Here is a 15,431-nt window from a genome sequence, read left to right as displayed (position 1 = left end):
GGGGTCTAAATTAGCAAAATTAGAACGGAGCCTGCTATGATTTATTCAGAATTTTATTTTTAATCCGTGATGCGGGCTTTTCAATAGCATAACGGTAAAAAAGTCCGGTCAGAATGCTGGTAGCTAAACAGATTAAAAGCATAAGCACTCCTGAAGCAGAAATTTGGCTATCCTTAAGAGATAATTGGATAATGTGGATAACACTTTTGTGGGAAAGGTAAATTGCATAAGATAAGCTGGCTAGCTGGTAAGTTATCCACGAATAAGAGCGGGACAGAAATGATGACTCTGAAACTGCTGATAGTACAATAAAACCAAAACTTATAGCGACAGCAGTAAACCCGAAAATAGATGCCTGCACAGATGTCTGATCGTTGCACAGCCAAAGCGAAAGGCATAGAAGAATTACCCCACCAAAGAAAAGTCTGTTTCCGTTGAGGTGAATGAAATTTTTGAATACAGATGAATTTTGAAACAAATAACCGATAAGCACACCAATAGCCAGGCTATCCAGTCGGGTATAGGTAGGATAATAGATCTTCATATACCACTCCAGCCAAAAACGATCGGAATTGATATTTGGAATAATGTATTCATTCCATGCTGTAAAACGAAAGAATATAGAAATGATAATAAGAAACGGAGTAAGCCATTTTATCCACGAAAGTGTTTTGGTTTTTATTAAAAGCAAAAGTGAAAAAGGCAGTACTAAGTAAAATTGTTCCTCGATGCACAAAGACCACGCATGCGAAAACGTTCCTTTGTTAATAACGTCCAGTCCGTAATTTTGGGTAAAGGTGATGAATTTCCATAATGGGGATAATGCTTCTCTTTCCCGGAAGACAGGAATACAGAAATATAGAAGCAAGGTAAAAGCATAAGGCGGAATAATCCTGAAAAAACGTTTAATGTAAAATGATTTCAAATGGATATTGTGGAAAACTTTGATGTTATTGAATAACTGGCCGGATATAAGAAAGCCGCTCAGTACAAAAAATAAATCCACACCTATCCAGCCAAATCTGCCAATAGTATCTATCCAATCAGGATGGCTAAAAGCTCGGTAATGATACATAAGTACTAATACAATAGCTAATGCTCTCAGATGGTCTAATCCGTTTAATCTTTCAGATGATGTCTTCATTGTTTTCCGGCAAAGTTTTGAAAATAACAGACAGGATTTTGTTGGTACAGACAGACGACATTAATCTAAATGTGGATAACTCTAGAAATCGTTTGACACTTTATTGATGTTGTTCGCCCCTGATTGATCAGATTTTATCACCGGAGTGCTGATTGTAGAAACAGAATTTTTAATTTTGAGCATGATAAAACCGTTATCCGGAAATTCTGTAAGGCAGACTGTATATTTTCAGATATTCTTCTGGATTGCTTTATTTCTGCTTGTTACCGCCAGAAACTATGGTGAACACGATAATCCCGATTTACAGGAAATGATTATCTATGATTTTTGCCATTGGATTTTTCAGATTATAGGAGCAAATTTTATCTATTATATACTTGTCCGGAAGTATTTTGATAACAAAAAGTATGTTGCTTTTTCAGTATATCTGTTATTGTCGTTATATTGTATATCTGTTATTAACAGGTTGTTTATTGTATATGTTGCTGAACCTTTTTTTGTGAGTTATCCACAGGATACCCTGGTTAGTATTTTCACAGATTTAAAATATCTTCTTTTTCATTATACACTTCCCATAATCACCGGAGCTTTTATTTTTATTTCTGTAACGTTTATGCTGAGGTACAGAAATGAAAAACAAAATCATGAAAAATTGATGAAGGAAAAAGCGGAACTGGAGCTTCATGCATTAAAATCCCGTTTGAATCCCCATTTTTTGTTCAATACTCTGAATAACATTTATTCATTGTCATTGTTGGATTCGGAGAAAACATCTGAATCGATTAGCCGTCTTTCGGATATTCTGGATTATATCTTATACAAAGGCCAGGGGAGGATGGTTACTGTTTCCGATGAATTGACTATAGTTAATCATTATATTGAATTAGAGAAGCTGCGATATGATGAAAGACTTAAACTGAATTTACAAACGCAACTGAATAGCCCGAATATTATTCCGCCTTTGATTTATCTTTCGCTTGTGGAAAATGCTTTTAAGCATGGAGCAGGTAAGATGACGGATGGAGCAGAAATTAATATTGATATAAAAGCAACTCCGGAAGAATCGGTTTTGAGAATTGAAAATACATGTCCTGAAAGTATGGAAGTTAATAACAGAGGGATAGGTCTGGATAATATAAAAGAGCAGCTGAAATTGTATTATAACAATAATTTTACATTTAGTATTTTGCACAGGCAGAACAGATTTATTGTAGAACTGATTACTCCGGCCTTTCATGATTAATTGTATTATAGTAGATGATGAGCCTTTGGCGATAAAACTTTTGGAAAATCATATTTCCAAAATCGAAAACTTATATATTGTCGGAACTGCAAGAAATGCAATGGAAGCATACCGCTTATTGCAGGAGCAAACGGTTGATCTTATGTTTCTGGATATTCAGATGCCGGACCTGGATGGGATAGCGTTTTTAAAATCCTTATCGCAGGGACCCAAAACAATTTTTACAACAGCATACCGTGAGTTTGCATTAGAAGGCTTTGAATTGGAAGCTGTTGATTATATTCTGAAGCCCGTAACTTTTGAACGCTTTTTTCGCTCTGTTGAACGGGTGTTAAGAAATGACCAGAAAGAAGAAGTTGCGGAATTTATTATTCTGAAATCTGAAGGCTTACAAAGAAAAGTAATATTGGCAGATATACTTTATCTGGAAAGTCAGGGAAATGATGTCAAAGTCTTTTTGAAAGATAAAACAGAATTTATAACAAAGGCTACGATGGCAGAAATGGAAATATATTTATCCGCTAAAGGCTTTCTGAGAGTTCACCGATCCTTTATGATTAATACAGAATATATTACTGCATTTGGTTATGATGAGGTTGTATTAGGTATACAGTCTGTTCCGGTAGGAAGGAGTTACAAAAAAGCTTTTGACAATTTTATTCAAAACTTTTTTTCAAAAGGACTCCGTGGATAACTTTTAAAGATGTTTTTCAATCCAGTTGATAATATCGTGGTAAACAGAATGTTTATCGGTTTCATTAAGTATTTCGTGGCGCATTCCTGTGTATAGTTTCATGGTAATGTCTTTAAAGCCATCTTGTTCCAAATCTGAAACGGTTTGCTTAATGCCTTTGCCGAAATTACCAATAGGATCATCGCTGCCGCTAATGAACAACATTGGGAATGCCTGAGGTAAAGTTTTTGCCCAGCGTCTGTCTGTTGCTTTTACATTAACCGACAGAAGCGTATAAAAACCATTGATACTGAAAAGAACACCGCATAATTTATCCTGTAAAAAAGCCTGTCGATTGTTTTTGTCAACACTCAACCAATTGGTTCCGTTTTCATTAGGTTCGTTTTTAAAACGCAGGTTATTTTGTTTATTGAAAAAAGTGTTGATAAATCTACTGCGGTAATGGGGCGTTATTTTATTAAGAAATGCAGAAACCGCTTTCCCTAATTTTGCACCTGGTACTTTTCCACCAGTTCCTACAATAATAGCTCCGTTGAATCGTGAATCAGCCTGCTGTAATAAACAACGGGCAATAAAAGATCCCATAGAATGTCCTAACAGAAAATGTGGAACATCCGGATATCGTTTTTCCAGATAATCAGCTATGTTTTCAGCATCGTTTACCACCTGTTGTGCAGGATTACTGATCTGGAAGAAGCCTAATTCTTCAGTGTTTTTAGCTGTTCTGCCGTGCCCTAGATGGTCATAAGTAATAACAGCTAATCCCTGCTCTGCCAGATATTGTGCAAACTCCGTATAGCGTCCGCTGTGTTCCTGCATACCATGCAGAATCAGAAGGGTCGCTTTTATATTTCCATTTTCCGGTCGAAATAATGTATAATAAGATTTTGTAAGCTTATCTTGTGCTATTCCGTTATGCTGGAGATAATCTGAAGTTTGTATAACCATATCAGGGATTAACTGTGTTATAAAAATAAGTTGTGGCTAATTTACTTTAAAAAATCATCTTTCTTATAGGCCGGATTGGGATAAGTATAAAATCCTTCACCAGTAGAAACACCCAGTTTGTTCTTATCAATAAAGTTTGTTTTCAGATATTCCACTGTTTTTATTTTCAACGGATCATTTGTAGCATCTGCTGCCATTTTGTTGATGTTGTAAGCTGTGGTAATCCCTACAATATCCAGAATTCCAAAAGGACCTGTCGGAGCTCCTGTAGCTACCATCCATGTTTTATCTATTGTTTCCGCATCAGCTACTTCATTTACCAACAGGTTGGTGGCAGCGCTTAGTAAAGGAACAAGTAAGGAGTTTACAATATATCCGGGCTGTTCTTTTTGTAACGGAAGTGCAACCATGCCTATGGCTTTTGAGAAAGCAACAACATCGTTGAAAACATTTTTATCTGTACCCGGATGTCCCATAATCTCGGCAGTATTGTGCTTCCAGATTTCGTTGGCAAAATGAAGCGCCAGAAATTTCTCCGGTCGACCGGTGCTTTCTGCAAACTGACTCGGTAACATTGTAGAAGAATTAGTAGCAAAAATCGTTTTTTCTGGTGCTACACTTCTTAGCTTTTCATAGAAATCGATTTTTATTTTCGGACTTTCCGGTACAGCTTCAATCAATAAATCAGCATCTTTTACCGCCTCTGCCAGATCTGCTGTATACTGCAGGTTTTTGAATGCAGCATCAAGTTGATCTGGTGTTGCTCCCAGATCGGTTTTATAAGCTTCACTCAAAATACTGAATTTAGCTTTTGCTTTTTCCAGTACTTCATCATTAATGTCATATACTGTTACATTGAATCCGTGAAATGCTGTTTGGAATGCGATCTGGTAACCTAATACACCGCTTCCTGCCACTGTTATGTTTTTAAAGTTCATTGTACGTGTTTTTATAATTTGTTATTCAGTGTAGATAATCGGAAGCAGCAATCAACAGATTGCCGCTCCCGAAATTATAGATTATCCTCTTATTCCTTTTACCCATTCTCTGAACTTATTTACATGTTCAGCGATAAAGGATTCCTGTTCTTCCTCCTCAGCTGCACCGGCAGGTAATACATGTTCAAAGTAAGTTCCTTTAAGGACTTTTCTCAACAAGCCTTCACCTACAAATGGTTTGTCATCATTCAGTGTTTTTGCTGCTTTCAGCAGGTGTCTGATATCATACTGTAACGGATTGATATCAGGAACCTGTTTGTTGAGGTTTAGTAATTTGTAGACAGCAATTCTGGCTGTTCTTACAGAACTTTCCATCGTAAATACCACATCATTATTGGTTTCTACAAACTGACCTACCAGTCCCAGATTTTTACAGCCTTCAGGCACTACTCTAGGACGATCACCTTTAGCTCTTGGCATAAACATAGAGGTTATATAGGGCATGAATGCAGTTCTTACAATTGTATTTTCCTGTACATTTTCCAGCTGATCTTCAATACCTAAATGGTAGCATAACTCCGCAACAATTTCATCTCCGGTACATTCCGGCATCGTTTTTTTGATATAGTTCCCTTCTTTGTCCATGAATAAGGCATATACCCAAAGTACCAGTACATCATCCGGCTGTTCCGGGAAGTGTGGCTGTCTGTTGCAGGTAAAACTCATCAGCCAGTTGGAATCTGTGATGGTAATAATACCGCCGGTAACAGTTTTTCCGGAATAAGGATCGTTAACAGAGTACTCTTTCAGCTTGTCGATAAGGGCTGAAGGTTTACAGGTAAGCGTTGCAGATTCCCATGCAGACTTCTCGATATTGCTGCAGAACTTCTCCGGTTTACCGAAAATTTCTGATTTTGCAGCCAGATTTTTCCATAGTTTCCATCCGGCACTTTGTCCGCTTGTGCTGTTGTCTATGCCAATAATAGGAGCAGTTTTATTATTTCCGTAGAAGGTATCTTCCGTCATAGAACCTGTGGTTACAATGACATAGTCATTCTTACCAACAGGGATTTTTACTTCCTTGCCATCCTGTTCGGTGATAATTCCCTCTACCACCTTTCCTTCGGTATTGATGTGGATATCCAGATCTTTTACCAAAGTATTCAGGTGGATATTAACACCTTTTTCCTGAAGGAATTTGCGCAAAGGAGTTACGAAAGTATCATACTGGTTGTATTTAGGGAATACCAGTGAAGATAAATCATTCAGGCCATCTATGGCATGAAGGAAACGGTGCATGTAAAGTTTCAGTTCCAATAAGCTATGCCAGTTTTCAAAGGCAAACATCGTTCTCCAGAAAGTCCAGAAATTACTTTTCAGAAAAGATTCGCTGAAGTAAGCCTCAATGGTTAAATCGTCCAGTTCTTCTTTATTTTTCAGAAGTAATCTGATAATAGCTAACTGGTCCAATTTATTTAGGCCGAACTTACTAAAGTCTTTTATCTCTCCTTTATTGTTGATTAACCTGGCTTTGGAATAATTGGAGTCGTTATCGTTAATTAATCTGTATTCGTCCAGTACGCTGTAAGGAGCCGGCATTTCTAATGCCGGGATATCCTGAAATATATCCCAAAGATTTTCGTATGTCATGTCCATTTCACGACCACCACGGATAATATAGCCATCTGTCGGATTTCCGGCACCATCTAATGAGCCACCATCGATATGCAATTGTTCTAAAAAGGTGATGTTTTTTGCAGGAACATGTCCATCGCGTATAAAATAATAAGCTGCCGACATACCTGCAATTCCACTGCCTATAATGTAAATCTTACTATCATCATATGATTGTACAGGAATCCCTTTGTTTCTCTGATAATTTCCAATCTGATCAGAAAATGGCATCGATTTTTGCGGGGTGTTTCGTTGCTGTTCTTTGCTGGAATCCGGTTCATGGTTTACATGTCCGTATTCAGAAGAAGCGTTAAGTACTTTGTCGAATTTTGAAGTTATTGAGTTCATATTGCAGTTGTTTGTAATTCTTGTAACGAAGTTACTGCCATATCGGGCTTTTACTGCAAGCCAAAGTTCGCCAAAGTTGTACTCAATTTCCTTCTCTACAAATTTTGCTGTTTTCTGTATTCGGTAGGTGATAATAAAGAATAACGTTTGAAAAATCTTCCGAAAGCTGACACGGAACTAAAGTTGAGCTGGTAGGCTATTTCAGTAAATGTAAGTTCTGAATCATTCAATAATATAAAAGCTTCTTTTAACAAGCTTTCATTGATGATTTCATGGGGCGTTTTTCCGGAAGCTTTTTTTACTAATTTGATGAGGTGTTTTCCGGATATAAATAAATGATCAGCATAATACTGAATATCTTTATGACGGATTACATTGCTTTGTACTAACTGTGTAAATTTCAGAAATAAATTGTTCCCTTCGGAAAAAGCCTCTTCCGGAATGTTTTCTTTCTCAGAATTAATTATTTCTGCGGTTTCTAATAATAAATTAAATATTATCGTGCGTACAATGTCTTCAGAGAAACGCCCGGTTATACTGGTTTTGTCCTGCAGGTATTCCAAGAGTCGGAGTAGCTTAAATGCCTGATCTTGGTCAGGACTGATAATACTGAAAGATAAATTCCTGAACAGTCCCAGCTTCTCAATGAAAAAAGGATCTATAATATTTTTCAATAGAAAATTTTTGTCAAAAAACAAGAGTTTCATCCTGAAGTCTTTGCTGGTTTTCAAAAACTTGATAACTGTTGAAGGTGCTGAAACCAGGAAGCTATTTTGAGTTATATTGTATTTCTGATTGTCTATTTCTACATCAGTATAGCCTCCTGTACAGATGCAAAAGGCATAGAAATCTATACGAAAAGGTGTTTTTGGAAACTGAAAAATAGGATTTCCCGAAGATATATAATAAGGTTTATGACAATTGATGCCATAGAATGAAAGTGTTTCCTGCAGGTTCTCGTACATTCTTGTTTCCATATTGTGAAAATCCGGTGGGCAGTCAGAAATGACCAGTTTAAATAATTAGTTTTCAAAAACTACTAATTTACGTTTTTTTACGATTATGACGGAAGATTTTATAAGTGATATTCGGCATAAACAATACTTTTTAAAGAAATGATGAAGTCCATGAAAAAAGCCTGTTATTACTTCAGGAAGCAATAACAGGCTTAGGGTATTAGATTTATGGATTGTTTTAAGGTAATGTAGAGAAATCTATATCAGGCGCTTGTGTAGGAGCAGTTACTGAAAACTGAGTGCCTGGTGCTACGATAGTACTAAAGAATCCTCCATTTTGCAGGAAGAAGCTGTTTCCGTTTGTTCCGCCCATAGCATCAATTCTTTGTTGTGCATTATAAGTAGCATCTACAGTAAACTTAGCTGCAGAAACAGCCTGCCAGTTTCCTGCTGATGTTCTTACCCATTGGTTTTTAAACTCAGCTTTTCTTCCCATATAGCCATTTTCAGGATTAAAGTTTTCCACAAAACTATAGAAACCTTTCAGGTAAGTACTGGTTTGTGGTCTTTTCCAGCTGGCGATAAGCTTCCATGTCGTAGTGTCTGGTGAAAGAAACCATGCTGTATAATCTGTTTTACCAGTACCATCCGGTTCACCTTTCAGTAAGAATTTGTAGGTTTGTCCGGCGGTCCAGTTGTATTTATAATAACTCTGTCCTCCGGAGCCTTCATTACCAAACTCGCCAATAGTAACGCCGCTTCCGGCTCTGTTTAATACTATTTTATGATCTGGTGGAATATTATTCGGATCATCTGTAGGGAAAGGACTCCATACTGAGAATAAAACTCTTCTTTCCGTAGCAGAATTGACCTGAATTCCAAAATAACCTTCACCAAAGCCGTTAGCCATAAAGTAAGAACCGATTTTATCTTCTCCAACCGGAACAGTAACTTCATTATAATAATAGCTTACATTGCTGCTGGTAGGAACTGTATAGCCTAAGTGACATGAAGGTCCTCTGCGTGCCCAGTAATAATAAGAGGTATCATTACTGAAAATATTGTTTCCTGAGGCTGCAGTACCACTAAATGTAATGTCCGTTACATCAGCGAAATAGCCGCCTGTTTTAGATACACCCTGTAAATCGACTTTTACATAACCCGGAGTAGAAATGTTGAAATCTCCTGCGGTGTAACTGGTGTTGGCGGATCCGGTTAAAGTAACGTTTTTAGAAACATTTCCTACAGTAACTTTTACAACGCTGGTTCCGGACGGAACAGATGCTTTTAATCCAATGCTTAAGGTTCCGGCATTACTTACCCTGAAATAGGTGCTGATGACAGAATTGGAATTGGTCCAGTTGCCCAGTTTTGTAGAAGTAATCACCTCGTTGGCTCCGGAAGGTTTTACTGTTAAGAATGAATTTCCTGCAACAGGCACATTTAATGTAGAACCTGCAACAGCTCCGGAAGTTTTAGCCTGTGGTGAAACAGATTCTTCTGTTGTCATGTTGTTTTCTCTGCACGATTGGAAAGCAAATAGTGCAATACCCAAAAAAGTACCGGTTAATAGTTTAGATCTCATAATTTATTTGTGATTTAGTTTACTGATACTAAAATAATTATTTTTTTGAATGAAACGAAAGTTTATTCTGTTAAATATTGATTTAATGATAATTAAAAGCTTTTGATTGTTGTGAAAAGTTAAATGGCTAAATTCAGGATAATGGTGGAAAAATGTAGAAATATAGAAAAGTAGGATTGGGGGTAGATTACTGTACCGCAAGGGCTAAGAGTAATTTTATACCTTTAACTTCTAATTTAGAATCAATTTAATTATATTGTTGTCAAATAATTATTAATTTTAGTTAATTTATTGAAATAATATACATAATAAAAGTTTTTAGCTATGTAATAAATCATATGTCGACCTGAAATATAACAGGTCGATATACTTGAAAAAAGAGAAGGAAAATCGGAACTTTAAACAACAGAAATAACAAATGATTAGCTGGCTAATCTCAAAAATTGCTATATGAGTAATAGGAAGTATCGAAAATTTATTTTTATTCCCTTATTATTGGGAGCATTCTTCAGTAATGCACAAACCAAAGATTCAGTAAAAGTTCCTGTAAAGGATTCATTAGCTGCTAAAAAACAGGAGGTTGCTGAAGTAAAGTATCCTCAATTTCAATTCAAAGGCCTTTTCCAGGCACGCTATCTGGTGGGAATGACAAAGGATGTAGACGTAAACGGTTTGCATCATAGTGACCACAGCGGTACCAGCAACAATTTTATGATCAAGTACATGCGGGTGCAAATGAAAGCGCAAATAAGTAAACGTACTGAGGTTGTAGCGCTTGCTAACCTTGCTGATTTCAAAAATGATCCTAAAGGTCGTGTATTGGAAAATGCATACATCAAGTACACCTTCAATCCTAAAATAGCCATTACCGTCGGACAGTTCCGTCCATGGTTTGGTATAGAAGAAACTTATCCTGTAGATATTATCAAATCATTGGACTGGTCCAATCAATATACAGAGTTCGGAAAATTGGGATGGACTAGTTTCCAGATTGGAGCCTCTGTCGGCGGACAGGTAAAGCTGGGGAAACTTCCGTTGCAGTATGCCGTGTCCGTAGTTAACGGAAACGGTAAAAACCAGATCAATGATAATGATAATGGTAAACAATATTTATCACGTTTGGTATTGGGTTTATCAGAGAAATATAATTTTAATCTGGGACTAAACGGTGGTGTAGGTGAGGTTTTTAGCAAAAAAGTATATGCTGTAGGAGTAGATGTTACCGGAGATATTCAGTTTGATCCCCGATGGAGTCTGGATATGCAATTGGAAGCAAAGCAAGCAACCAATCATATATTGTATAATTCTTTAGCGGAAAATGTAAGAACTTCTAACCCGGACGATTATTTGGTACGAGGTGTTTATTTCCTTCCTAATCTGAGATACGAGATCAATCACAAAAATCTGAGTGCATTGGAGCTCTCTTGCCGATATGAATATCTGGACAGTAATTTCCGTCAGGATTCAAACCCAAGACAGACTATTACTCCAATGTTTGGATTAGAATTTCTGAAGAATTATGGTGCAAGAATACAGTTGGGGGTACAGATTGACCGCTATAAAAAGCAGGTGGAAAATACCAATCAATACAATAATAATCTGTTCATTGTTCAGGTACAGAGCCGATTCTAGTCAAAATAAAATCACAATAAGAAATAATAAACAAAAATATACTCATGAAAGAGATTAATATCAAAAACGTTGCATTTACTTTTGCAATAGCGTTAATCATCTGGTTTATTCCGGTTCCGGATGGTGTGACCCCGGAAGCATGGCACTTGTTTGCCATCTTTGCTGCAACTATTTTAGGAATTATCCTAAAAGCGGCCCCTATGGGAACAATGTGTATGATGGCTATAGGCTTTACAGCGCTTACACAGGTATTGGCTCCCGGAGATGCCGGTAAGTCGATTACTAAAGCCCTTACCGGATTTGGAGACAAAGTGATCTGGTTAATCGGGATATCCTTCTTTATTGCCCGAGGATTTATCAAAACGGGATTAGGAAATCGTATAGCCTTTTTATTTATCCGGGTTTTTGGAAAGAGTTCTCTTGGACTTGCTTATGGATTAGGTTTGGCAGATATGTGTCTGGCACCAGCCATTCCAAGTAACACTGCCAGAGGCGGGGGGATTATTTACCCGATTATGAAGTCTATGGCAATTAGTTTTGGTTCAGTGCCGGATCAGCCGGCAACCCATAGAAAATTAGGATCTTTCCTTACGCTGAACAGTTATTACATGAATTTGATTGCTTCTTCAATGTTCCTTACCGGTACAGCGAGTAATCCAATGTGTCAGAAATTTGCAGCCAATCTGGGAATAGATATAACATGGATGTCATGGGCGGTAGCTGGTTTTGTACCAGGATTGGTGGCTTTCTTTGTCGTTCCTTTAGTGCTTTACAAATTATACCCGCCTGAATTAAAGAAAACTGATGGTGCTCAGAAAATGGCAGCTGATAAGCTTAAAGAAATGGGTGCTGTTTCCAAACATGAATGGTTGATGTTACTGGCTTTCTTTATTTTATTATTCTTGTGGATTTTTGGAGGCTCTCTTTCTATAGATGCTACAACTACTGCGTTTATCGGACTTACATTACTTTTACTAACATCTGTGTTGACATGGGAAGATGTGAAATCTGAAAAAGGTGCATGGGATACCATTGTATGGTTTGCAGTGTTAGTGATGATGGCCAGCTCTCTTAATGAATTAGGATTTATTGGGTGGTTTAGTGATCTGATTAAAGTGAAAATTGGTGGACTAAGCTGGCAGGTAGCCTTTCCGGTTATTATATTGGTATATTTCTTCAGTCACTACATTTTTGCCAGTGCCACAGCTCACGTAGCAGCGATGTATGCGGCTTTATTAGGTGTGGGTGTTTCTTTAGGAATTCCGCCAATGTTATTAGCAATGATGTTAGGTTTCATGGGATCTATATACGGTGTACTTACGCATTACGGACATGGTCCGGCTCCGGTATATTTCGGTAGTGGCTATGTTGAACTAAAAGCATGGTGGCTGAGAGGCCTGGAAATAGGAATCGTTTTACTCATCATCTATATGGTCGTAGGAGGTCTATGGATGAAAGTACTGGGATATTATTAATCAATTAATTATAATTATGCTGAATACACTTTCAAGAAAAATGCTGATGTGCCTTACAGGGCTGTTCCTGGGTTTCTTTTTGCTGATTCACTTTTTGGGAAATTTACAACTCTTCCTTCCACAGGAGCAGGCGCACTTACAGTTCAATGCTTATTCTCACTTTTTATCCGGAAATATTGTTATAAAAATTGTTTCATTGGTTCTGTATACCAGTATCATTTTACATGCAATAGACGGGTTGGTGATTACTATAAAAAATAAAAAATCTGGCGGTACTTATCAGTCTGACCGAAGAGGCAGAGCCAGTAAATGGTATTCCCGTAATATGGGGATATTGGGTACGCTGATTCTTATCTTTCTGGTGATCCATTTTCAGAATTTCTGGTATGTCTATAAATTCGGAAGTCTTCCGCTGGACGATAAAGGAAACAAAGACCTGTATATTCTGGTAATAACAGTCTTTAAAGAATGGTGGTATGTAGTTATCTATGTGATTTCTATGATTGCGCTTTGTTATCACCTTATTCACGGAATTTACAGTGCTGTGAGAACTTTGGGATTATTTCATCCTAAATATGTGAAATGGATTAAAATAGCAGGAATTACTTATTCGGTAATTATTAGTGTCGGATTTGCGCTAATGCCTGTCTATGTATTTCTTACCGTTAAATAAAAATATGAGAACATTCAAAACCACATGGAGTTTTATAATCAGAAAAGATTCTTCTTTAGGAATGCATAGATTAAAAAGCAAAACTTTTTGCTGCTGTTCTGGAAATTTATTTCCCTATGTAACCTTCGTAGAGTATCCTATTGTATCTATGTGGTAAGGGATGATAAATGTGTTTCATATTAATTAAATAATAAAAGAGCAAATGATGTTAGATTCTAAAATACCAAAAGGCCCGTTAGAAGAAAAATGGGCAAACTATAAAAAAACAGCTAAACTGGTAAACCCTGCCAATCGTAAAAAATTGGATGTTATTGTTGTGGGGACAGGATTGGCAGGAAGTTCAATTGCGGCATCCCTTGGCGAACTGGGGTATAATGTAAAAGCTTTCTGTTTTCAGGATAGTCCGCGTAGGGCACACTCTGTTGCTGCTCAGGGTGGTGTAAATGCCGCTAAAAATTACAAAAACGACGGTGACAGTGTATACCGGATGTTTGTAGATACATTGAAGGGTGGAGACTTCAGGGCACGTGAAGCCAATGTCTATCGTATGGCAGAGTGTTCCCTTAATCTTATAGATCAGGCCGTGGCTCAAGGTGTTCCGTTCGGCCGGGAATACGGAGGGTATCTGAATAACCGCTCTTTCGGTGGTGTGCAGGTAAGCCGTACATTCTATGCCAGAGGACAAACCGGTCAGCAGTTATTACTGGGTGCATATCAGGCATTGATGCGACAAGTAGGTAAAGGGAGTGTAGAATTGTTTTCCCGTCACGAAATGCTGGATTTGGTAGTGATTGACGGAAAAGCACGCGGGATTATTGTACGTAATCTGGATACCGGAGAAATAGAGCGGCATGCAGCACATACTGTTGTGTTGGCAACCGGAGGCTACGGAAAGATTTATTATCTCTCCACTTTGGCAATGGGCTGTAATGGCTCAGCGATATGGCGGGCGCATAAAAAGGGTGCATTAATGGCTTCTCCAAGCTGGATACAGATTCACCCGACTTCATTACCGCAATCGGGAGATTATCAGTCAAAATTAACGCTGATGTCTGAGTCTTTGAGAAATGACGGAAGGATTTGGGTGCCATTAAAAAATGGTGAAACCCGAAAGCCAAATGATATTCCGGAAGAGGAAAGAGATTACTATTTGGAAAGAAGATATCCGGCATTCGGAAATCTGGCGCCAAGAGATATATCATCTCGGGCTGCAAAAGAGCGAATTGATGCAGGTTTCGGAATCGGGCCACTGAAAAATGCAGTTTATCTGGATTTTTCTAAAGCTATAAAAGAGCAGGGAAAAGCAAAGATTAAAGAGAAATACGGAAACCTGTTCGATATGTATCTGAAAATTACAGGTTACGATGCTTATAAAGAGCCTATGATGATTTCGCCATCTGCGCACTTTTCTATGGGAGGATTGTGGGTAGACTATGAACTGATGACTACAATTCCCGGGCTATTTGCCTTGGGTGAAGCTAATTTTGCGGATCATGGAGCCAACCGTTTGGGAGCCAATTCTCTGCTTCAGGCTTCTGTAGATGGTTACTTTATAGCTCCTTATACAATTGCGAATTATCTTTCAGGAGAAATCCATACGGGAAAAATATCACCTGATCATCCTGAGTTTGAAAAAGCTGAAAAAGAGGTGAAAGATCAGATTCAGAAGTTTATGGAAGTTAAAGGAAATAAGACTGTAGATTATTATCACAAAACTTTGGGTAAGCTCTTGTATGATTATTGTGGCTTGGCAAGAAATGAAGAAGGACTAAAATATGCGATAGAAGAGATTCAGAAGCTGAAACAGGAATTTTATCAGAATGTTACTATTCCGGGAGTTGGAGATAAGATGAACGGGGAATTGGAGAAAGCAGGAAGGGTTGCTGATTATTTTGAAATCGGAGAGCTGATGTGTTATGATGCTCTTACCCGAAATGAATCCTGCGGAGCGCACTTCCGTGAGGAATATCAGACCCCGGACGGAGAGGCGCTTAGAAATGATGCTGATTTTCAGTTTATTTCTGCATGGGGCTGGAAAGGGGAAAAGCAGGAACCTGAATTGGTTAAAGAACCTCTTGTTTTTCAAGAAATACAGCCTGTAGTACGTAGTTATAAATAATT

At 37.8% G+C, this 15,431-nt stretch carries 12 protein-coding genes; 6 read left to right on the top strand and 6 right to left on the bottom strand.

Going from position 1 to position 15,431, the window contains the following annotated elements:
- Positions 1 to 34 precede the first annotated feature (34 nt).
- A complete protein-coding gene (locus tag AYC65_RS13045; RefSeq protein WP_034868124.1) occupies positions 35 to 1,144 on the bottom strand; it encodes an acyltransferase family protein in 1,110 nt (369 codons plus the stop codon).
- 181 nt (positions 1,145 to 1,325) lie between these two features.
- Between AYC65_RS13045 and AYC65_RS13040 the strand changes: the two genes are divergently transcribed.
- Positions 1,326 to 2,387 (top strand): sensor histidine kinase, encoded by a 1,062-nt coding sequence (locus AYC65_RS13040; protein ID WP_034868125.1) that lies wholly within the window; start codon positions 1,326 to 1,328, stop codon positions 2,385 to 2,387.
- Complete coding sequence (locus tag AYC65_RS13035) at positions 2,380 to 3,081, top strand: LytR/AlgR family response regulator transcription factor (RefSeq protein ID WP_034868126.1); 702 nt, start codon at positions 2,380 to 2,382, stop codon at positions 3,079 to 3,081. Before AYC65_RS13040 ends, AYC65_RS13035 begins: the two co-directional genes overlap by 8 nt.
- Positions 3,082 to 3,084: 3 nt before the next feature.
- On the opposite strand, the gene AYC65_RS13030 is transcribed toward AYC65_RS13035, so the two are convergent.
- The 5 genes from AYC65_RS13030 to AYC65_RS13010 all read right to left on the bottom strand — a co-directional run bounded on the left by AYC65_RS13030 (position 3,085) and on the right by AYC65_RS13010 (position 9,530).
- Positions 3,085 to 4,029, bottom strand: a complete 945-nt coding sequence (locus tag AYC65_RS13030; protein ID WP_034868127.1) for an alpha/beta fold hydrolase — start codon at positions 4,027 to 4,029, stop codon at positions 3,085 to 3,087.
- Positions 4,030 to 4,070: 41 nt separating this feature from the next.
- Complete coding sequence (locus AYC65_RS13025; protein ID WP_034868128.1) at positions 4,071 to 4,967, bottom strand: 3-hydroxyacyl-CoA dehydrogenase; 897 nt, start codon at positions 4,965 to 4,967, stop codon at positions 4,071 to 4,073.
- A gap of 81 nt (positions 4,968 to 5,048) precedes the next feature.
- Entirely contained in the window at positions 5,049 to 6,989 is a 1,941-nt protein-coding gene (locus AYC65_RS13020; protein WP_034868129.1) for an oleate hydratase, read from the bottom strand.
- Between the two features lie 95 nt (positions 6,990 to 7,084).
- Entirely contained in the window at positions 7,085 to 7,966 is an 882-nt protein-coding gene (locus tag AYC65_RS13015) for a helix-turn-helix domain-containing protein (protein ID WP_234300341.1), read from the bottom strand.
- Positions 7,967 to 8,183: 217 nt separating this feature from the next.
- Positions 8,184 to 9,530: a DUF3472 domain-containing protein gene (locus AYC65_RS13010; protein ID WP_034868130.1), complete on the bottom strand. Its 1,347-nt coding sequence runs from the start codon at positions 9,528 to 9,530 to the stop codon at positions 8,184 to 8,186.
- A 450-nt stretch (positions 9,531 to 9,980) separates the two neighbouring features.
- Between AYC65_RS13010 and AYC65_RS13005 the strand changes: the two genes are divergently transcribed.
- The 4 genes from AYC65_RS13005 to AYC65_RS12985 all read left to right on the top strand — a co-directional run bounded on the left by AYC65_RS13005 (position 9,981) and on the right by AYC65_RS12985 (position 15,429).
- On the top strand, positions 9,981 to 11,162 hold the full coding sequence (locus tag AYC65_RS13005) for a porin (protein WP_034868131.1): 1,182 nt from the start codon (positions 9,981 to 9,983) through the stop codon (positions 11,160 to 11,162).
- 44 nt (positions 11,163 to 11,206) lie between these two features.
- Complete coding sequence (locus AYC65_RS13000; RefSeq protein ID WP_009087594.1) at positions 11,207 to 12,637, top strand: anion permease; 1,431 nt, start codon at positions 11,207 to 11,209, stop codon at positions 12,635 to 12,637.
- A 16-nt stretch (positions 12,638 to 12,653) separates the two neighbouring features.
- Positions 12,654 to 13,310 (top strand): succinate dehydrogenase cytochrome b subunit, encoded by a 657-nt coding sequence (locus tag AYC65_RS12995; protein ID WP_034868132.1) that lies wholly within the window; start codon positions 12,654 to 12,656, stop codon positions 13,308 to 13,310.
- Positions 13,311 to 13,512: 202 nt separating this feature from the next.
- Positions 13,513 to 15,429, top strand: coding sequence for a fumarate reductase/succinate dehydrogenase flavoprotein subunit (locus AYC65_RS12985; RefSeq protein WP_034868134.1), 1,917 nt, complete (start codon positions 13,513 to 13,515; stop codon positions 15,427 to 15,429).
- The last annotated feature ends 2 nt before the right edge of the window (positions 15,430 to 15,431 follow it).

The sequence above is a fragment of the Elizabethkingia bruuniana genome (genome assembly GCF_002024805.1).
Taxonomy (GTDB): domain Bacteria; phylum Bacteroidota; class Bacteroidia; order Flavobacteriales; family Weeksellaceae; genus Elizabethkingia; species Elizabethkingia bruuniana.
Note: the sequence above shows the minus strand (reverse complement) of the source record. Positions and strands in the feature narration are given on the sequence as shown.